Origin of the sequence: Pseudoalteromonas luteoviolacea CPMOR-1, from assembly GCF_001625685.1 — a bacterium.
Taxonomy (GTDB): Bacteria; Pseudomonadota; Gammaproteobacteria; order Enterobacterales; family Alteromonadaceae; genus Pseudoalteromonas; species Pseudoalteromonas luteoviolacea_K.
The window spans coordinates 173,710-193,798 of the sequence record NZ_AUYC01000020.1; the positions used below are offsets into that span (position 1 = coordinate 173,710).

The 20,089-nt window shown below is 41.4% G+C and carries 13 protein-coding genes; 6 read left to right on the forward strand and 7 right to left on the reverse strand.

The genetic code is table 11. The features are described 5' to 3' along the window. Nucleotides 1–40: 40 nt before the first annotated feature. The 5 genes from N473_RS07870 to N473_RS07890 form a co-directional block, all read right to left on the reverse strand. The gene (locus N473_RS07870; protein ID WP_039609035.1) at nt 41–820 is read right to left on the reverse strand and encodes a hypothetical protein; all 780 of its coding nucleotides are present in this window, start codon (nt 818–820) and stop codon (nt 41–43) included. 12 nt (nt 821–832) lie between these two features. Beyond that, nucleotides 833–4,918: a TOMM system kinase/cyclase fusion protein gene (locus N473_RS07875; RefSeq protein ID WP_063367433.1), complete on the reverse strand. Its 4,086-nt coding sequence runs from the start codon at nt 4,916–4,918 to the stop codon at nt 833–835. A 617-nt stretch (nt 4,919–5,535) separates the two neighbouring features. Beyond that, nucleotides 5,536–6,054: a hypothetical protein gene (locus tag N473_RS07880; protein ID WP_155735555.1), complete on the reverse strand. Its 519-nt coding sequence runs from the start codon at nt 6,052–6,054 to the stop codon at nt 5,536–5,538. 196 nt (nt 6,055–6,250) lie between these two features. Further along, nucleotides 6,251–7,036: a hypothetical protein gene (locus N473_RS07885; RefSeq protein ID WP_063367435.1), complete on the reverse strand. Its 786-nt coding sequence runs from the start codon at nt 7,034–7,036 to the stop codon at nt 6,251–6,253. 86 nt (nt 7,037–7,122) lie between these two features. Next, the gene (locus N473_RS07890; RefSeq protein ID WP_063367436.1) at nt 7,123–8,436 is read right to left on the reverse strand and encodes a Na+/H+ antiporter NhaC family protein; all 1,314 of its coding nucleotides are present in this window, start codon (nt 8,434–8,436) and stop codon (nt 7,123–7,125) included. A gap of 348 nt (nt 8,437–8,784) precedes the next feature. On the opposite strand from N473_RS07890, the gene dapB reads away from it, so the two are divergent. The 6 genes from dapB to ccoG all read left to right on the forward strand — a co-directional run bounded on the left by dapB (nt 8,785) and on the right by ccoG (nt 17,814). Beyond that, nucleotides 8,785–9,585 (forward strand): 4-hydroxy-tetrahydrodipicolinate reductase, encoded by an 801-nt coding sequence (dapB, locus tag N473_RS07895; RefSeq protein WP_063367437.1) that lies wholly within the window; start codon nt 8,785–8,787, stop codon nt 9,583–9,585. Nucleotides 9,586–9,794: 209 nt separating this feature from the next. Further along, on the forward strand, nt 9,795–10,931 hold the full coding sequence (gene carA / locus N473_RS07900; RefSeq protein WP_039609524.1) for a glutamine-hydrolyzing carbamoyl-phosphate synthase small subunit: 1,137 nt from the start codon (nt 9,795–9,797) through the stop codon (nt 10,929–10,931). Nucleotides 10,932–10,949: 18 nt separating this feature from the next. Further along, the gene (gene carB, locus N473_RS07905; RefSeq protein ID WP_063367438.1) at nt 10,950–14,168 is read left to right on the forward strand and encodes a carbamoyl-phosphate synthase large subunit; all 3,219 of its coding nucleotides are present in this window, start codon (nt 10,950–10,952) and stop codon (nt 14,166–14,168) included. Nucleotides 14,169–14,214: 46 nt separating this feature from the next. Next, the gene (greA, locus tag N473_RS07910; protein ID WP_063367439.1) at nt 14,215–14,691 is read left to right on the forward strand and encodes a transcription elongation factor GreA; all 477 of its coding nucleotides are present in this window, start codon (nt 14,215–14,217) and stop codon (nt 14,689–14,691) included. A 162-nt stretch (nt 14,692–14,853) separates the two neighbouring features. Continuing rightward, the gene (locus tag N473_RS07915) at nt 14,854–16,293 is read left to right on the forward strand and encodes a sigma-54 interaction domain-containing protein (protein WP_063367440.1); all 1,440 of its coding nucleotides are present in this window, start codon (nt 14,854–14,856) and stop codon (nt 16,291–16,293) included. A 138-nt stretch (nt 16,294–16,431) separates the two neighbouring features. Further along, complete coding sequence (gene ccoG, locus N473_RS07920; protein WP_063367441.1) at nt 16,432–17,814, forward strand: cytochrome c oxidase accessory protein CcoG; 1,383 nt, start codon at nt 16,432–16,434, stop codon at nt 17,812–17,814. A gap of 441 nt (nt 17,815–18,255) precedes the next feature. Here ccoG and uspE read toward each other — a convergent pair whose 3' ends face one another. Together uspE and N473_RS07930 are read right to left on the reverse strand one after the other, a co-directional pair. Next, a complete protein-coding gene (gene uspE, locus N473_RS07925; RefSeq protein ID WP_063367442.1) occupies nt 18,256–19,179 on the reverse strand; it encodes a universal stress protein UspE in 924 nt (307 codons plus the stop codon). 95 nt (nt 19,180–19,274) lie between these two features. Further along, on the reverse strand, nt 19,275–20,003 hold the full coding sequence (locus tag N473_RS07930; RefSeq protein ID WP_039609025.1) for an FNR family transcription factor: 729 nt from the start codon (nt 20,001–20,003) through the stop codon (nt 19,275–19,277). Nucleotides 20,004–20,089 lie beyond the last annotated feature (86 nt).

Sequence of the window (20,089 nt, forward strand, 5' to 3'; positions counted from 1 at the left end):
CATTAAAAGGTTGAGAAACTCAACCTTTTATTTTTAATACTTATTGCGCGCACATAGTGCAAGGATATGATAATCCAGCTAATTTGTAGTCGGCTAATGCCATAGCTTGGTCTTGAGGGTCCTTTGGTGATGGTGGAATAACCAAAACTAACTGAGATAATAATAATGCTGGAGCTGTCTCATCTTGGGTGTACCAACCATTTTCACCTTGCTTAAACTCATATGGATTTTGAAGATATTCTTCGATCGAAAGTGCACCATTTCGAGTTTGGCTTAAGTTAGCATATCTTTTGAATCGACGAAGAATTTGCGCTTCTAAGCTGGGTGCTAGAGGGGTTTCATTTGCCTCAATACCGGCTTCCACCTTTTTAATTCTTTCTAGTGCGTCTGTCGCACATATTACGGAAATTGGAGGTAAAGCAGCTGGTTGGCATTCTCGGGCATATTCATCAGGGTCATTGAAGCCTAGGACACCAAAAGCAGCAAGTGGGTTACCAATTAAAAACGCTTTATACGTCTTGTAAAAAGTCTTATCTTTAGGTTCACCATCTGTGTTTTCGGCGTCAGATGCTTCGTACTCATTAATTTGTTCTTGTGTTAATCCAGTAAGTTGCACCCAGCGCTTAGCTGTTTTGTCACCTACAGTCGTTTCTTCGAATTTCCATGGGATTTCATTTAGCTTCGTATTCCATACAATGGAAATAGCTCTTAACCAAGTGTCATGCATAGCAAGGTTGACGTGGCTAAGCTCTAGCGGTGTTGCATCAAATTTTTCGCCTTCTTTAGGCAATGGTTGTTGAGGCATTAAAGGATATGTCATTTATATCTATTCCTATGTTGCTTTAGATTCAATGGCGGCTATGCCATTTTTGAATTGTTGTATGAATTCACTGGGTATTGCAGAGATAGAGTGTTGGTAGCTGGATTGCCACAAACTATCATCTGGAAAGCAAGCTAAATAATTCTGTTGATTTTGAATTTCTTGCAATAGAGATGCTTGCTCTTTCGCTACATTAGCTGAGCTTTCGAATAATTTTTTGCTTTCTTCGATTTTACCCGTTTTGAAGAGGGCTATGGCTCTAAAAGATAAAATATCGGCTTGATAATTATATTCACCGTAATCTTTAATAAGCTGAAGCGTCTTGGCCGTTCTTTCTATTATTTCTTCGTATTTCTCTAAAGTGAGTAGGTTACGTAAGTAGACGGATTCCATGATAGGGTTCCAATGCACAATTTTGGCACTTAATAACCCGTCAAGATACTGTTTAGCATTCACCGTCTTTGATGCTAGTGCATCTTTTGGTATTGCCGTTACACTTGCAATAAATTGAGGACCGTATTTGTCCTGGAGTAGATCAACGCTGTCAATGATCTGAATGAGCTTGTCTCGTTCACCTGTAATATTGAAGAGTAAAGCTGCACACGTATAGGCGTAGCATGTATTCCCTGCATGTCCTAACAATAGCCCTCGGTCAATTGCAGCCTCAATGGTTTGCTTCGCCAATTCAAAACGTGCAGTTGCAGTGTAACTTAAAGCTAAAATACTGAGCGCATAGGTTTGTGCATCTAGTCCGTAATGTTGTATAAATGAGCTCACGTCAGTTGATATTTCATTCAACTTATTGAGCGTATCATTAAGCACGTTAATGGATTTTGTAAATTCGCCAGTACTCCAATAAAAACAACCTTCAAGCACTTCAGAAAACAAAACTTGTTCTTTTAATTCTGCTTGAATCGCAAATCGATTAAATTCTTGTATAGCTTCAAAGGTCTCAGATCTTGTACCCCGGTTATTTTTCCATAAAAAGCTTGCCCATAAGATGGTCAATGCGTATTTTTTCTCGTCGGGAGTTATTAGGTTTTGAGCGATTCTGTAGTTAATTATTTCATGACAACGCAGCGAGACTTCATTTAATTTTTTAGGCGCGTAGTTTTCGCCAACAATCAGACTCGGGATCAGAGTTGCACTGATAGCCAATTCATTAATTTGTGCATGCTCTTGGTTACTAATTTTTGTGTTCCAAGTATAGGCAAGATCACAGTACTCTTGAGCTTCAAATTCTAATGAGAGGATCAGCGCTTGTCTTGCAGCCGTCACGGCGTAATGGATTGCGTCATTAAATCGTGACGCTTTGGAGAAGTGAGTAGCAATCAAAAAGGGTGAGTCTGACTTTTGTTCATCAAAGTTGGCTTGCAAAGTCATTGCGATATTTTCGTGTGCTTGTTCTCTGGCACTTAAACTCATGCTTTCATAAGATGCGTCTCTGACTAATGCATGTTTGAATATATAGCTGTCACTTTCTACTCTTCGTTGATGTATGACGAGATCATTTTTAATAAGCTCATTCAAGTCATTCTGAATTTGATTTTCGCTTAGTGTAGAGGACTTAACCAATAGGTGATATTCGAACTCTCTCCCAATAGTTGCGGCAATTTGAGCTGTTTCTTTCGCGTGTGATAGGTTATCTAGTTTTTGTTGTAGCGACTCTCTTAAGCTGCTAGGTACCAGCTCAAGGTGTTCGGGGCTTTTGAAGCAAACTTGGTTGTTTGACATATCAACAAGTTGTTTATGCTTCAACATACTCACTAATTCTTCTATAAATAGAGGAATACCATCCGTTCTATTTATTAGGATGTCTAGCACATTCGAAGAAACCTCATGGTAGTCAAATAGCTTTTCTATGAAGGACTTAGTCGCATTTACCGTCAATCGGTTGAGCTTCATGGTATGACAGTTAATCTCACTCAACTCAGTCGGTAGTGGAACCCTTGAGGTAGTAAATAAAACCGTGTTGCCTGTTATTCTTTCTGATAAGAATTTTAAAAAGGCCACAGTCGTACTATCTGCCCAATGTAAATCCTCAACAATAATAAGTTTATGGTCTGAAATACTGTACAAATTGGACAGCAACATGACAGCCAACACATCAAAAAGTAATGATTTTTGTGCGTCCGCTGGAAGCGTAGAAGGCTTAACTTCTCCTAAGTCCATGTGCAGCCAAATTAGAAGTACGGGAAGTGCTTGTTCAACATCCAGTGTATTACTTTGCGCTTTAGCATGCTTTTTAATCACTTCGGCTAATGCGTTTGCGTCTAATTGGGATGTATTAAAAAGATACTTCACAAGAGTTAACACTGGGTACAAAGCATTATTTTTATGCTCAGGTAAACACTGGGCAACCAAATGCTGGCTTCTACGCGCGTTAACCCTTATCTCTTGAATTAACCTAGATTTCCCTATGCCAGCTTCGCCATAAATATGTGAAATTCTCTTATTTTCAATGCCATTATTGAGTAGCTCAAGTGCGTTTTTAAGCTCGTTATCTCTCCCAGTGAGGTCATATCGATTACGAGTACCCCGCATGAACCCGAAGGCTTCTACTTTTCTTTCCCCTTTCAGTTCGAAAACCAACTCGGGGTTTGGACTTTGTCCTAGTTTGAGTTCTACAAACTTTTCAAAATCACTGAAGGGTTCTAATATTGCTCTTGTCTCAGCACCACAAAGTATTTGTTTGCTTTGAGCAGTTCTCGCCAGCGTCATTGCTGCATTGGCAGTATGTCCTTCAGGAGTACTATTTGCGTAAGTGACAAACACCCCAGTATGAATCCCTATATGAGCATTTAGCAATGCGCCATGTGCATCTTTCATCAGTGAATTTCGTTTATTTATTTCACTAATGATTTCTAAAGCTGTACGAGCACAAAGCCGAGTGTCATTTTCATTGGCAGAGGGGTGACCAAAATAGAATAGAGACGTATCAGCGACACTGCCTACGTGATACGCACCATAGCGGGTGGCGATATCGATGCAGTGGCTTCTTTGTGATTTGAATAAAGTGTCGATAACATCTAAATCATGCTCTCTGTGATCTGTAAAGGTTGTGCTAAAACGTAAGGCCAGTACAGTTATTTGTTTACGCTCCGTCAAAGCGGTGTAGTTGAATTGCTGATTTATCGTGTCACTGTCGTTACGCATGACAATGGTTTCGTCATCTGCTTGAGACTGGCTAACCTCAGATAAGATACCAACTAAGTTAGAAACATTAATCGCTTTTAGTTCGTTAAACGCTTCTTCACCTGTGATCACTCGCTCAATGGCGCTTTTATTTAAGACTCGGCGTAAAAGTCCTGACAAAGGGTGGCCCAGTAAGGCGCTGGGCATGGGAATGTGCGCATCACTTAGTTGCTTATGGTAAATAGACGCGACGCTCGTACCATTCATTGCTGGGGCGCCGGTAAGACACTCAAGGTACACAAGGCCCCATACATACAGATCTGTTTTTGTTGTTGCAGGCTCGCCCCGCAATTGCTCTGGCGCACTATAAGAGGGTGTACCAAGCGTTTCTTGCGTGAGGGTTAAAGTCCGAAAATCAGCTTGGCGACTATCGTGTGTGAGCGTCCCGATACCAAAATCAAGAATCTTTGCATGCAGCTTAGCACCTGTTTTGCTTAGCATGATATTGGCCGGTTTTATATCCCTATGGACAATCCCTTTACTGTGGGCGTGAATGAGGGCATCTAGCACTTGAGACATGATATCCGTTGCTTCAGGTGCACTAAATGGCCCTTCTAATAAGAGATGTTCACGTAGCGAACGTCCTTCGACAAATTCGAATACGCCGTAAAGTAAGTCGTCATTTACTTGCCCCTGGTCAAGTAACCTGACGATATTAGGGTGCTGTAATTGGCTACTTAGCGATGTCTCTCGTTTGAATCGCTCAATATATCTTTGTTTTTTTTGTTCTTCGCAATGAGGTTCAATGGCGAGGAATTTGATAGCGACGTATTGGCCTGTACTGTTTTGTTTTGCTTTAAATACCTTACCGAAGCCGCCTTCACCAATTTTACTGAGTAGTTTGTAATGTGAAGACTCAAAGCTGTCGTGTATGTATGAATCAGAAAATTGCGTTAATGACATAATAGTAATGAGCTTCTCTAAATTAATATCCGTTTATGGCATATATATGTTACTAATTTATACATTAGCGATAGATTAATAGCTAACTTATAAAACTGACATCCACATTATAACTACTGTTAACACTAAAACCAGAATTATTCGGTTATCGGTATAATTGGGGGTTTGTTTGTTAATTTTCTGATTTAAAAAATTGATGTTAACACCAATGAAAAACCTTTATTATCCTTATTTTTGCAACTTAAGTTGTGTCCATACAGTTTAAAATAATAGTGCTTGGGCAGTAGAGAGTAAATACATGTGTAATAGAGTGTAATATTTGTATGGAAATAAATCAGCTCTATTTTATGAAGTAATGAACACTTATTTGGAGCTCATAAAACCTGTAAACATTGGTTTTATTCATCGGTGAGTGACATGAACTATGCTGATAACACAAGAGGTATGTTCACCTAACCTATGTCGCTTCAAACCTGAGTGATTAAATTATTATTGTTATAATTGTAATTAATAAAAAAGCATTGTATTATTCTGGTGTATGTTAAATAAGGTGCATATAGCTTAAAAAACTGCATTAAAACATTGAAAAATATATGCTTGGTTTATCGCAGAGTGGGCTAAGCAATGGCCTTTATTAAAATACTCATGTCGGTAATGCCAGCCTCTTTCATGGCATCTTTTACACTCTCTATCATGTCGAAGTAGTGGATTTGCAGTTGCATGAAATACTGATTTCTTGAATCGAAATAGGCTTTTTGCGCCTCGTCATTATGGTCAGTTTTGGCATTGAGCTTTGCGACTTCTTGTTTAACCAGGTCAAGTTCTTCCTTCATCTCTTCTAAACGCTCTAGCATTCGGCGGATGTGGTCGGGAATATCACCGTACTTATCTTCAGCCTTTTCTTTGGCTTCTCGCCCTGACAGCTTTTCTTTCTCTTTGTCCGAAAGTTTATGGGTGCCCTCTAATTCTGAAGTTTTGTCTGTTTTGTTTGTGGCATCTCCGTTTTTGTTATTTACTTCATCGTTATTACTTTCAGCTTCCAATGCCTCTTGCTCTCTTTTGGCAGCTCTTTCCTGAATTTCAGTCGCTAGTTTATGACCATAAGCCACGCTCACTTCATGTAAAAAGTTCATCATTAAATCCTTGGTAATAGATTACCTACAAAACGCGGTGATAAAATACAATCTAATATCGGCATTAAAATGAAAAGCTTTAATACATTTTTACTAATTTAAGTGATTATTTAAAATGGGCAGGGAAGGGAATGAAGTGCACAGTATAGTGCTTTCTTAAGAGGCGCTTATTGACAACGCCTCTGTATGTATAAAACGGTTAAAATGTCCAAGCGACATGTATTTGAGGCACTGATTCATTGGTGTCAGTGCCGAGCTTATTACGCCAATATTGCCATTCTAAACCCAAGTATAGCTGGCCTTCAGACATTTCAAGTGCATGACCCAGATCCCAGCGAACAATAGGCTGTGCCAGTAGCCAACCTTTCACATCAACGCCTAATTCATTTTCTCTGTGAGCAATGTATTCAACATGCCCCGTAACTTCAAACTTCTGGTTGCCAATATTAAAAGGGTATCCCCACGCGATATCTATCATCCAGCTGTTTGACTCTGCTGGCGCACCACCTTTAGTAACGCCCTCGTTGTCATCAATGTACGCTGTGAATAAGGTAGATAAGAAACTAAAACCTTCGGCGTTCCATGAGACTTTTACGCCGGGTAAGTATTTCATTACTTTTGAGTCACCGGCCATATTAAAGCCTGCAACTAATCCAATGTCATTTATTATCCCATTTTGAAACTCAAATCCAGCTGTTTTTGATAGGCTGAATGTTGAGTACCATTCACCATAAAAGTCTCTATCTTGATAGTTATCATGTAAGTCATCGACGAGGTAGTCAATAAAGAAAAAATTATCTCCGTATTGATAACCAGAGCTGTGCTGCAGTGAATAAACCGTGGTATTGGCTTCATTTTGTGAGAAAGGGTTTTTGAAATCACCGTGATTAATATGAAGCTGAGTATTGCTCCAGTCTGCAGCATATGCTGAAGAAGCGATGCATGTGAGGGCAGTGGATATTGTCAGAGAGAGTTTTTTGTTCATTAATATATCTTCAAAGTTGAGGAACTTTGTAATTATATATTAATTCAGGGAGTTATGTGCACCCGAAAGCAGGTGCACAGATCAAGTTATGCTTTATTACGGCGCAAAATAATAATTGCAACCGCAGTGAAAGCCAAAATAAAGCAATAAAATGAAGATGTAGATACATCCCAAGGGCTGATGCTGAATGTCGCACCGAGCAGCAACGCTTGTGCGCCATATGGTAAAGAACCCTGCATTACACATGCGAAGATATCTAATAAGCTTGCTGAACGCTTTGGTGAGATGTCGCTATCGTCCGCTAGCTTTTTAGCAACAGGTCCTGCAACAATAATACTCACAGTATTGTTTGCGATACACATATTACTGGTCATAACCAAAGCAGCAATACCAAGTTGGTCAGCTACTTTGCTGTTCAATTTACCAAGCTTAGATGTGATTTTATGGATTTTAGTCGCGATGTACTCTAAGCCGCCATTGATGCGGATAAACTCAGACAGGCCACCGATAAACATCGACAGTAAAAAGATTTCCTGCATGTCAGTGAAGCCTTTATATACGTCTTTAACAAATGCGCCGCCTTCGTAATCACCGGCAAAGCCAACTGCAGCCGCAAAAATAATTCCGCTGAAAAGCACTGCGAACACGTTCAAGCCCATGACGGCAAGGACTAGAATAAATGCATAAGGTAGCACCAATAACCAATCGAAATCTTTAGTCTCAACGGCTTGTGGCTCTGGCGTTAAGAATACCAGTAGCAGTACAGTGAAGAAGGCTGCCGGTAGTGCAATTTTTAAATTCTCTTTAAACTTGTCTTTCATTTCACAGCCTTGCGTACGTGTCGCGGCGATAGTGGTATCAGAAATAATAGATAAGTTGTCACCGAACATAGCACCGGATACTATGGTACCGGCCATCAGGGCTGGGTCAATGCCTGTTTTGATTGACACCGCGTATGCGATCGGGCCTATGGCACCGATAGTACCCATAGATGTACCCATGGCAGTCGATACAACTGCAGCAATTAAAAATAAGCCCGGAAGTAAAAATGATGGTGGGATAAGCGATAGACCCGCGTTTACAACCGCATCAACACCACCTGTCGCCCCTGCAACTGCCGAGAAAGAACCTGCAAGCAAGTAAATAAGACACATGGTAATAATATTACTGTGTCCAGCGCCTTTGATGAAAGTTTCAACGCTTTGATTAATTGACGTTTTATTTAACCAAAAAGCAAGCACGATCGCTGGCAAAATAGCCACCGGTGCGGGTAATTGGTAAAAGGCATAGTCAACGCCTTGTGATTGTAGGTATAAACCTGCGCCTAGAAATAGGGCAACAAAGGTAAGTAAAGGTAGCAAAGATAACTTTGCACGTGTGTTGTCAAAAGATGGCTGCATAGCACTCCCCAAAAAACAGTATCTACTTAAGTTGCAGTGTAAGTAGACATAACCACAGCCAACAGGGCTATTATTAGCTGTATTTAAACTTCTACGCCCGCAATAATTAAATCGGCGAAGGTGGAAGTTTAAATGTTTAGACGTCTAAAGTCTATGGTCTTTATTATAATTATTGAATAACTGACTATGGCATAGAGATACGCTAAACTCTAGGCCGGTACAAGCATGTGATAATTAGTTGTTTACTCGATTAAGTGCTAGAAGAAAATGCGCATATAGAATGAAGAGGACGAATTAATAGTCGTCTACCCATCTGAAGCGTTGATAAAAATTAGGAATGAGAAAGTAATGACAAAAATAGGTGTATTTGGTGCAAACGGCAGAATGGGACAGGCACTGATTGAAGCGGTAGAAATTGAAAAAGAGGTTGAACTAGCTGGCGCATTTGTGAGAGAAAGCTCGCAATATCTGGATACGCAAGTCAAGGCACTGCAACCTGTGCACACATCAGCGCTTACATTTAGCGCTGAAAACAGTGAAGACCTGCAAGCTGATGTCCTAATCGACTTTACGTTACCTGAAGGTATGTTGTCTCATTTAAAAGCAGCCGTAAGCAAACAAATCCCCATGGTAATTGGTACAACCGGTCTATCTGATCAAGAAATGGCACAATTACAAGAAGCCAGTAAGCACGTCCCCATTGTATTTGCGCGCAACTTTAGTGTCGGCGTCAACCTTTTATTAAACTTGGTGCAAACGGCAGCAACCAAGCTTGCTGATGAAATGGACATTGAAATATTTGAAGCCCACCACAGAAATAAGATTGATGCGCCGTCAGGCACTGCATTAGCGATTGGTGAAGCCATTGCAGAGGCCAAAGGGTGGGATCATGACACCGTTGCAAGGTATGACCGCAGTAATGTCCATGAAGCAAAAAGTCAAGACGAAATTGGCTATTCAGTCCTCCGAGCAGGTGACATAGTTGGTGAACATACAGCTTACTTTGCAACCATGGGTGAAAGGCTTGAATTAACCCACAAAGCGGCATCAAGGTTAACGTTTGCATCAGGTGCAGTAAGGGCTGCACAGTGGTTGAAAAATAAACCAGCAGGACTTTATGACATGCAAGATGTCCTAGGTTTGAAGTAGTTTGTTTATTTTTTTGGCGGTTTCACTTGAAAATGACTTTTAAGTGCTTATTTTCAAGTTTTTTACTCTAACCATTAGACGAATCCCAGAAAGTGCTGTAGACTATAACGAATTTGCCAAAATTTAATTACTGCGTGTTACCAAGCGCTTTGTAGACGGGAAAAAAGCGTGTTTGCTTATCCCGTTTTTTTATATCTATGGAGGTTAACTTGACTAAATCCGCTCTGTTAGTCCTTGAAGACGGTACGGTGTTTCGCGGTACTGCCATCGGCGCCGACGGTATTTCTGTTGGTGAGGTAGTATTCAATACGTCTATGACAGGATATCAAGAAATCTTGACAGATCCGTCTTACGCGGAACAAATTGTCACCTTAACTTACCCGCACATCGGAAACACTGGTACCAACAGTGAAGACGAGGAAGCGGACAAAATCTGGGCTAAAGGCCTTGTGATTCGTGACTTACCATTACTAGCAAGTAATTTCCGTAACGAACAATCGTTAAGTGATTATTTGAAAGAACGTAATATTCTAGGGATAGCGGATATCGATACGCGTAAGCTGACGCGTATCCTACGTGATAAGGGAGCTCAAAACGGCTGTATCATCGCTGGTGATGACGTTGACGAGCAAAAGGCGCTTGAAGCGGCTAAGGCATTCCCTGGCCTAAAAGGAATGGATTTAGCAAAAGTTGTAACAACAGAATCTTCTTTCCCTTGGAATGAAGGCAGCTGGACACTTGGCGAAGGCTTTAAAACGCTTGAGCAAGGTGAAGAGCAGTTCCATGTTGTTGCATACGATTTTGGTGTAAAGAAAAATATCTTACGTATGCTAGTTGACCGTGGCTGTAAGCTAACGGTTGTTCCTGCAGAAACCTCCGCTGCAGAAGTACTGGCATTAAACCCAGACGGCATCTTCCTTTCAAATGGACCTGGTGATCCAGAGCCATGTACTTATGCAATCGATGCTATCAAGTCTTTCCTTGAAACAGACACTCCAATTTTTGGTATTTGTCTTGGTCACCAATTACTGGCATTAGCATCTGGTGCAAAAACAGTAAAAATGAAGTTTGGTCACCACGGTGGTAACCACCCGGTTAAAGATTTAGACCGTGACGTAGTGATGATCACAGCGCAAAACCATGGTTTCGCTGCTGATGAGCAAAGCTTACCTGACAATCTTCGTGCAACGCACAAGTCATTATTCGACGGTACGTTACAGGGTATTCACCGCACTGATAAGCCAGCTTTCAGTTTCCAAGGTCACCCTGAAGCAAGCCCAGGTCCACACGACGCAGCGCCGTTGTTTGACCACTTCATTGAATTAATGCAAGCACGCAAAGCCTAATTTATTACTGGAGTAACAATGCCAAAACGTACCGACATAAAAAGCATTCTAATCTTGGGCGCAGGCCCAATTGTTATCGGCCAAGCATGTGAATTTGACTACTCTGGTGCTCAGGCCTGTAAAGCGCTTAGAGAAGAAGGTTATCGAGTCATTCTTGTAAACTCGAACCCTGCAACCATTATGACTGACCCAGAAATGGCTGATGCGACGTACATCGAGCCAATTCACTGGGAAGTTGTTGAAAAAATCATCGAAAAAGAAAAGCCAGATGCGGTCCTTCCTACCATGGGTGGTCAGACTGCACTGAACTGTGCGCTTGATTTAGACAAGCACGGTGTGCTGGCTAAGCACGATGTTGAGCTGATTGGCGCAACTGCCGATGCAATCGACAAAGCAGAAAACCGTGAGCGTTTCGACATCGCGATGAAAAATATTGGCCTTGAGTGTCCTCGTGCAGAGATCGCACACTCAATGGACGAAGCAAAAGACGTATTAACGCGTATTGGCTTCCCATGTATCATCCGTCCTTCTTTCACAATGGGTGGCACCGGTGGTGGTGTTGCTTATAACATGGAAGAGTTCGAAGAAATCTGTACACGTGGTTTAGACCTTTCACCAACTAATGAGCTTCTAATTGACGAGAGCTTACTTGGTTGGAAAGAGTATGAGATGGAAGTTGTTCGTGACAAAAACGACAACTGTATCATCGTATGTTCTATTGAAAACTTTGATCCAATGGGTGTTCACACAGGTGACTCAATCACGGTTGCACCGGCACAAACACTGACTGATAAAGAATATCAGTTAATGCGTAACGCTTCGATGGCGGTATTGCGTGAGATTGGTGTTGAAACAGGTGGTTCAAACGTTCAGTTTGGTGTGAATCCAAAAGATGGCCGTATGGTTATCATTGAGATGAACCCACGCGTATCTCGTTCATCTGCACTTGCATCAAAAGCGACGGGTTTCCCAATCGCGAAAATCGCAGCAAAACTGGCTGTAGGCTACACGCTTGATGAGCTTCAAAATGACATCACTGGTGGCGCAACACCAGCATCATTTGAGCCTTCAATTGACTACGTTGTGACTAAGATCCCTCGTTTCAACTTTGAAAAGTTCGCTGGTGCAAATGACCGTCTGACGACTCAGATGAAGTCTGTTGGTGAGGTTATGGCGATTGGTCGTAACCAGCAAGAGTCTCTTCACAAGGCACTTCGTGGTCTAGAAGTGGGCGCAACAGGTTTCAACCCAATCGTTGCACTTGATGACCCTAAAGCAAAAGAAACCATCATCCGTGAACTACGTGAACCAGGTGCAGAGCGTATTTGGTACATTGCAGATGCAATGCGTCACGGTATGAGTGTTGAAGATGTATTCGAGCTAACTAAGATTGACCGTTGGTACTTAGTTCAGATTGAAGACATCATTAAAGATGAAGCTAAAATTGCAGAAGCAGGTCTTGCCGGTCTTAACAAAGATTTCCTTCGTCGCCTTAAGCGTAAGGGCTTTGCTGATGCGCGCATTGCTGAAATTGCAGGTGTGTCTGAAAAAGAAATCCGTAAGAAGCGTCATCAGTTAGAAATCCTACCTGTTTACAAGCGTGTTGATACATGTGCTGCAGAGTTCAGCTCAGACACAGCTTACATGTACTCTACATATGACGAAGAGTGTGAAGCAGCACCATCTGACAAAGACAAGATCATGGTTATTGGCGGTGGCCCTAACCGTATCGGTCAAGGTATCGAATTCGATTACTGTTGTGTTCATGCGGCGCTTGCAATGCGTGAAGATGGTTACGAAACTATCATGGTTAACTGTAACCCTGAGACAGTTTCTACAGACTACGATACATCAGATCGTCTATTCTTCGAGCCAATTACACTTGAAGACGTGCTAGAAATCGTGCGCGTTGAGAAGCCTAAAGGCGTTATCGTTCAGTACGGTGGTCAAACACCACTTAAGCTAGCGCGTGACCTTGAAGCGAATGGTGTGCCAGTTATTGGTACTTCTCCTGACGCAATTGACCGTGCAGAAGACCGTGAGCGTTTCCAGCAACTTGTTGAACGTCTTGACCTTCTTCAGCCTGAGAACGCGACAGTTACTTCATTAGAAGAAGCGGTTGCTAAGTCTCAAGAAATCGGTTTCCCATTAGTTGTTCGTCCATCATACGTACTAGGTGGTCGTGCGATGGAAATCGTATATGACGAAGATGACTTACGTCGTTACATGACTGAAGCGGTATCTGTATCTAACGAAGCACCAGTTCTTCTTGACCGCTTCCTAGATGATGCAATCGAAGTTGACGTTGATGCTATCTGTGATGGTGAAAACGTGATCATCGGCGGTATCATGGAGCACATCGAGCAGGCGGGTGTTCACTCAGGTGACTCAGCATGTTCATTACCAGCACACTCTCTATCGCAAGATATTCAAGACGTTATGCGTAAGCAAGTACGTGACATGGCGCTAGAGCTTGGTGTTGTGGGTCTAATGAACACTCAGTTTGCTGTGAAAGATGGCAAAGTATACCTAATCGAAGTTAACCCTCGTGCAGCGCGTACAGTACCATTTGTTTCTAAAGCAACAGGTGTTGCACTTGCGAAAGTAGCTGCACGTTGCATGGTTGGCCAATCACTAGAAAGCCAAGGCGTAACAAAAGAAGTAATTCCTCCTTATTACAGCGTGAAAGAAGTTGTACTTCCTTTTGCTAAGTTCTTAGGTGTTGACCCAATCCGTGGTCCAGAGATGCGTTCAACGGGTGAAGTGATGGGTGTTGGTGAAAACTTCGCCGAAGCATTCGCAAAAGCTCAATTAGGTGCATCAAACGCTTTACCACGTGGCGGTCGCGCGTTACTATCTGTCCGTAACAGCGACAAGTCACGCGTTGTTGAGCTTGCTAAAACGATGAAAGCTATCGGTTTTGAGCTTGACGCAACGAACGGTACAGCTAAAGCACTAGAAGAAGCTGGCATTGAAGTTCGCCGTGTGAACAAGGTATTTGAAGGTCGTCCTCATATTCTTGACCGTATCAAGAATGGTGAGTACAGCTACATCGTAAATACCACTGAAGGTCGCCAAGCGATTGAAGATTCGAAGGTGTTACGTCGTGGTGCACTTCAGCATAAGACTAACTACACCACCACGCTAAATGCAGCGTTTGCAAACTGTACTGCGCATGCAGCAGATGACAGAAGCTCTGTAAACTCTGTACAAGAATTACACCAGCGATTGAACTAATGGATATAAGCCAAGGCCTTTGGCCTTGGTGGTAAGTGAGAGACTTATGCAATCAATTCCGATGACTGTACGAGGCGAAGAGTTGCTTCGTGAAGAACTGAACCATCTGAAAAAAGTGGTTCGCCCCAAAATTGTTGCCGATATAGCCGAAGCGCGTGAACACGGTGACTTAAAAGAAAACGCTGAGTATCACGCAGCGCGTGAACAGCAGGGTTTTTGTGAAGGGCGAATTCAAGAAATCGAAGCTAAATTATCGACTTCTCAAGTAATTGACGTTACAAAGATGGCTAACAATGGCAAGGTTATTTTTGGTAGCACAGTAACGATTGTTAATGTAGATACTGATGAAGAAGTAACTTATAAAATTGTTGGCGACGACGAAGCAGACATTAAAAACAATTTAATCTCTGTAAATTCTCCAATTGCTCGTGGTCTAGTCGGCAAAGAGCTTGATGATTCAGTTAATATTCAAACTCCAAACGGTACTGTTGAATACGAAATCATCGAAGTTGAATACGTCTAATTAGTCTAACCTAAAGATCAAAAGCCCAGTTCAGCTGGGTTTTTTTATTTCTTATACAAAATAAATCCCATTTTTGACCAAGATCATCCTTTCTATGAACACTTCTCGCTAGATCAAGTTGATTGGCGTACCATTAATCGTGAAATATCACGAGGAATGATGATGTCATCTGTTATTAAGCACTTCTTAAATGACCCAAAACTCTTACTCAATGCCGTCGGTGAGGGTATCTATGGCTTTGACTTGTCAGGCAATGCTGTTTTTATCAACCCTGCAGCAGAAAAAATGACAGGGTGGGGAGCTGATGAGTTACTCGGTAAAAAAATTCACCAGTATCACCATCATAGTCATGCAGATGGTAGCGAATACCCTGCCGATGAGTGCCAAATTTATAAAACCATGTTTGATGGTGAAACGCGTTATGTTAAAGGAGAGGTTTTTTGGCGTAAAGATGGGAGTTGCTTTCCGGTTGAATACACATCAACACCTGTGTATCGAGATGGTCAAGTGATAGGAGCTGTGGCGATATTTCGCGATATTTCACAACAAGAGGAAACAGAGCAAGCACTCCGTGATGCGCTCAAGCAAGTGCAATCTTTATCAGAGCAATTAAAAGACGAAAATAGCTATCTGTTGTCTGAAATTAATCAAAATTGGCAAGGTTCTGGTTTGGTGGGCCAAAGCCATGTTTTCAACCGTATGCTTGAGCAAATCAAGTTAGTCAGTACAACCGACAGTACAGTGCTTGTTTTAGGTGAAAACGGTACAGGTAAAGAGCTAGTTGCACGAAACCTACACGCCTTAAGTGGTCGGGCGAAAATGCCATTTGTACGAGTGAATTGTGCTGCATTTTCGCCAAGCTTGTTAGAGTCAGAATTATTTGGTCATGAAAAAGGTGCGTTTACAGGCGCGCATGATAAGAGAAAAGGCCGTTTTGAGCTTGCACACAATGGTACCCTGTTTTTAGATGAAATTGGAGAGCTACCTCAAGAGGCACAAAGCAAACTGCTACGTGTGCTGCAAGAACAAGAGTTTGAGCGTGTCGGTGGTACAAAAACCATATCCGTTAATATACGAGTAATTGCAGCGACAAACAGAGACTTGTGGCAAATGGTGGAAGAGGGATCGTTTAGAATGGATTTATATTATCGATTAAATGTATTCCCTATTAAAGTGCCTCCGCTTCGTGAAAGAAAAGAAGATTTACCTATGCTGTGTGCCAACATGATTAACAAGCTTAATGTTCGGCTAGGCAAGCAAATCAAAGGGATAGCGAAAGCATCTTTAATAAAATTAGAGTCCTATGATTGGCCTGGAAATATCAGAGAGCTTCAGAATATTTTGGAGCGTGAAGCCATTTTAGCAAGCGGTTACACATTGCACTTGTCACAGCCTTTACACATAGATGAAAATGTTGTCATTAAAGCTGAGACTGCAGTTCGTTTGGATGAAGTTCAAAAGCACCATATTATTAAAGTGTTAGAGATGAGCGGTTGGAAAATTTCAGGTGCGAAAGGAGCCGCTGAAAAGCTTGGATTAAATGAAAGTACACTGCGCTCAAAGATGAAAAAGTTGGGGATCTCGAAAAAACGCGATATTTAAAGAGGTTTCGTGAAATATCACGTTAAAGTAGAGTGGGGTTAATTAAAACTAATTAAATATCAAAAACTTAAATATCTTTCAGTTTGGTCTGAAAGTTGCAAACTACTCATTGTGTTCCATTTACCGTAAGCAAGTAATATGAAGTTTGATATTAAAGAAGAGGATATGATTATTAAGCCCTACAAGCAAGAAGGGCCAATTTATATCCGAGAACAAAAAGGGTTCTTTCAGAAAATTCGTCGCAACCTTGGCTGGATCTTGATGCTGGTATTTATCGCCATTCCTTGGATCCCCTACAAAGGCCAGCAAGCGGTACTTTTTGATGTTTCAAGTCAGCAATTTAGAATATTTAGCCAGACATTTTTACCGCATGACTTTATGATTTTAGCCTGGGTGTTTATGGCGGGTGCATTTGGCTTATTCTTTGTCACCAACTGGTTGGGTCGTGTTTGGTGCGGTTATACCTGTCCTCAAACCATTTGGATGTTAATGTTTACATGGGTAGAGCATCGAGTTGAGGGGACTCGTAATCAACGTATTAAGCTAGATAAATCGAATTGGAATTCACAAAAAGCACTGAGAAAAACAGCTAAGCATACAATTTGGTTATTGATTTCTTTATTTACTGCGACCTCTTTCATGGCTTATTTTGTGCCAGCGAAAACCTTATATATCGATATGTTCACTTTAGAGTGGTCTGGTTTAGTGAGCTTTTGGGTGTTTTTATTTGCTTTTTGTACTTACGGCAATGCTGGTTTTTTAAGAGAAAAAATGTGTAATGTGGCATGTCCATATTCACGCTTCCAATCAGTTATGTTCGACAAAGACACTTTGTTAGTTACCTACGACGCAATACGAGGAGAGAATCGTGGACCTCGCAAACGCAAGTCAGATCACAAAGCACAAGGGCTTGGAGATTGCGTAGACTGCAACTTGTGTGTTGAGGTGTGTCCTGCGGGCATAGATATACGAAATGGCCTTCAATATGAGTGTATTAACTGTGGACTATGTATAGATGCATGTGATGACACCATGTCTAAGTTTGGTTATCAAACAGGCTTAATACAGTACGTTAGTGAAAATCAAACAGCTGGAAAAACATCTAGCCCTTTCAGGCTCAAACTTGTCGGCTATGCAGGCTTGTTTGCTGTTATTCTTGTCACCATGGCGATTTGGGCATTCAATCGTACGCCCATCGAAGCATCGGTTATACGTGACCGTAATGCACTTTACCGCGTTAATTACGAAGGGTTAGTCGAAAACCCATACACGTTAAGTATCATTAATAAAACGCAGCAAACATTGCAATACAAAGTAAGCTTCCATGGTTTGGATAACGCTAAACTAACAGCCCCGCAAGAGATTGAAATACAAGGAGGTAAGATGTTACTCGTCCCTGTGACGATTGCTGCTGATGGCTATGATATTCAAAGTAAACGAACGCCAATTCAATTTACTATCTCCGCGAATGAAGATAGCAGTATTTCAATTACGAAAGACAGCTATTTTTATAAAAACTAGTGTTTTAGTAGAGCACTGGGTTATTCCTCAAAGGGCCGCTTGGCCCTTTTTTTGCATTTTTGGTAAAGCACAAGATTGCAGTTGAAAAGTAAAGTAGACTGTGTGCTTATTAAACTTTGCCAACGGGAGAAACAGGTGATTGGATATCGAAATGCAAACTGTTCACCAAGCGAGCGTTGTGGTGTGTCCTTGAGCGATGAACTTGATGAGTGCCCACATTGTAAGGGGTTATCAAATAAAGAAGCCTTGAATTTGAAAGCATTTAGACAATATGAAATGCCTGAGTCTACCCGCTTTTTAAGGGGCGTCATGTTGTGTCTGTTTGGGCTGTGCTTTATTGGGGTGGTTTATCTCTTTATGCTGTAGGTTTTAATGCACAAATAAGCTGGCGCTTGATGCATTGAAGAAAAGTCCGATACTAAATATCGGACTTATGCGATGTTAGTTTTCTAGGGGGCTTTTGTAACCATCAGGTTTGAGTGCTAAGACGTCGCAATCTAAGCTATCAATAACATGTTCTGCCGTATTACCAATTAAAGCGGCACTTAATCCTGTTCTTCCTACCGTACCAATAACGACAAGCTCAGCTGACTTTTTGCCTGCAACAGAAGGGATAACATCTTCAGGTAGACCTTCTTCGATAATACAGGTCTCTTTTGCGATGTTAAACTTACTCGCTAAAGACCATGTTTCATCCTCATGGTGCTTTTTAACTGCTTCACTGTATTGTGATGGGTTGAATTCAGGAATTTCTATGGCGATGTTTACCGGGGTTGCGGGATAGGTATTAACCAAGCTCAATGACGCATCTGCAAGGTCACAAATAAACAGGGCGTCTTTGACAATTCGCTTGTTGAGCTCTTGGTGTTGCTCATTGTCACTGACAGAGTTAACCGCTGCGATGATCTCTCCATGCTCTGGCCAGGCTTTATCTTTTACCAACAGGACTGGGGTAGGGCATTTGCGTATTAGGTGCCAGTCTGTGGGAGTAAATATGACAGACTTTAATGTATCGTGTTGGTGTGTAGACTTGATGACAATGTCAAATTGTTCATTAAGTACCTCTTCGATAATGGCTTCGTAAGGGCGGTTATGCCACACCACTTTTGCTTGAATATCGAGGTCGGTATATTTTTCTATAAATACCCTAATCCATTCCTCTCTATCTTTGATGACTGCATGTCTCATTGCTTCGCGCTCATCTTTTGAGAGCATGGTCGTCATTTCATACGAAAAGTCATAGATTGAAAGAAATGCTGTTATTTTTGCACCGGTTTTTTGGGCGAGACTAATAGAGCGTTCAAGGCTATTTTGCTGCTCTTTGGTGGGGTCAATAACAGTGAGAATTCTCTTTATCTTGTCCATAAAAGCCTCCTATGGCACTTGGCTAATCAATATACTTTGAGTGTAACTGATATAGCCAAGGTATAAAGTGAATTCGGCACAAATATTGGTTTAGATCAAGCCGTAATACCTGCAGCTGCAGCTAAGCCTTCAGGCTCTAAAATTGTAATAAATTTACCTTCAACCTTAATTAAGCCAGCCTTTTGAAAACGACTTAACAGGCGGCTGATTGTTTCAACGGTAAGACCTAAATAGTTACCTATTTCACCTCGAGTCATAGTAAAACGGAACTCTTTTCGAGAGAAGCCGCGTTCACCGAACCGATTAGATAAGTTAAAGATAAAGGTTGCTAGCCTTTCTTCGGCGGTTTTTTTGTTGAGTAACAATAGCATTTCTTGATCATAGTTGATCTCGTTACTCATCAATCGCATGATTTGCTGTCGAAGCTTTGGTAGCTTACCTGCGAGCTCATCCAGTGTTTCAAACGGGATTTCGCACACCATTGATGTCTCAAGGGCTTGAGCAAAGCTTTGATGCTGCATTTTGTTGATGGCATCAAAACCAACCAAGTCACCAGCGAGGTGAAACCCAGTTATTTGCTCATCACCTTGCTCAGATAGGGTATAAGATTTAAATGAGCCAGATCTAACAGCATAAATTGCTTGAAGTTGTGAGCCAGACTCGAATAAGAAGTCACCTTTATGCAAAGGTTTCTTTCGTTCGATGATTTCATCGAGCTTATCCATCTCATTACCATTGAGTGAATAAGGCAAGCAAAGCTGACTTATACTGCAATTTGTACAACTGATTGTACACTGACTTTTGGAGCGATTATTTAAATCCATAATTAATCCATTATTCTTAGACGCACATAAAAAATAAATTCAAAAATTGCCAAAAACAAAAACTTAAATATTATTATTAAGTTAAG

Bases quoted from the DNA above. Each gene is read 5' to 3' on its own strand.
- ccoG (WP_063367441.1), top strand. From the start codon at position 16,432: ATGAAGTTTGATATTAAAGAAGAGGATATGATTATTAAGCCCTACAAG.
- N473_RS07885 (WP_063367435.1), bottom strand. From the start codon at position 7,036: ATGAACAAAAAACTCTCTCTGACAATATCCACTGCCCTCACATGCATC.
- N473_RS07870 (WP_039609035.1), bottom strand. From the start codon at position 820: ATGACATATCCTTTAATGCCTCAACAACCATTGCCTAAAGAAGGCGAA.
- greA (WP_063367439.1), top strand. From the start codon at position 14,215: ATGCAATCAATTCCGATGACTGTACGAGGCGAAGAGTTGCTTCGTGAA.
- N473_RS07930 (WP_039609025.1), bottom strand. From the start codon at position 20,003: ATGGATTTAAATAATCGCTCCAAAAGTCAGTGTACAATCAGTTGTACA.
- N473_RS07915 (WP_063367440.1), top strand. From the start codon at position 14,854: ATGTCATCTGTTATTAAGCACTTCTTAAATGACCCAAAACTCTTACTC.
- N473_RS07880 (WP_155735555.1), bottom strand. From the start codon at position 6,054: ATGATGAACTTTTTACATGAAGTGAGCGTGGCTTATGGTCATAAACTA.
- N473_RS07875 (WP_063367433.1), bottom strand. From the start codon at position 4,918: ATGTCATTAACGCAATTTTCTGATTCATACATACACGACAGCTTTGAG.
- N473_RS07890 (WP_063367436.1), bottom strand. From the start codon at position 8,436: ATGCAGCCATCTTTTGACAACACACGTGCAAAGTTATCTTTGCTACCT.
- uspE (WP_063367442.1), bottom strand. From the start codon at position 19,179: ATGGACAAGATAAAGAGAATTCTCACTGTTATTGACCCCACCAAAGAG.
- dapB (WP_063367437.1), top strand. From the start codon at position 8,785: ATGACAAAAATAGGTGTATTTGGTGCAAACGGCAGAATGGGACAGGCA.
- carB (WP_063367438.1), top strand. From the start codon at position 10,950: ATGCCAAAACGTACCGACATAAAAAGCATTCTAATCTTGGGCGCAGGC.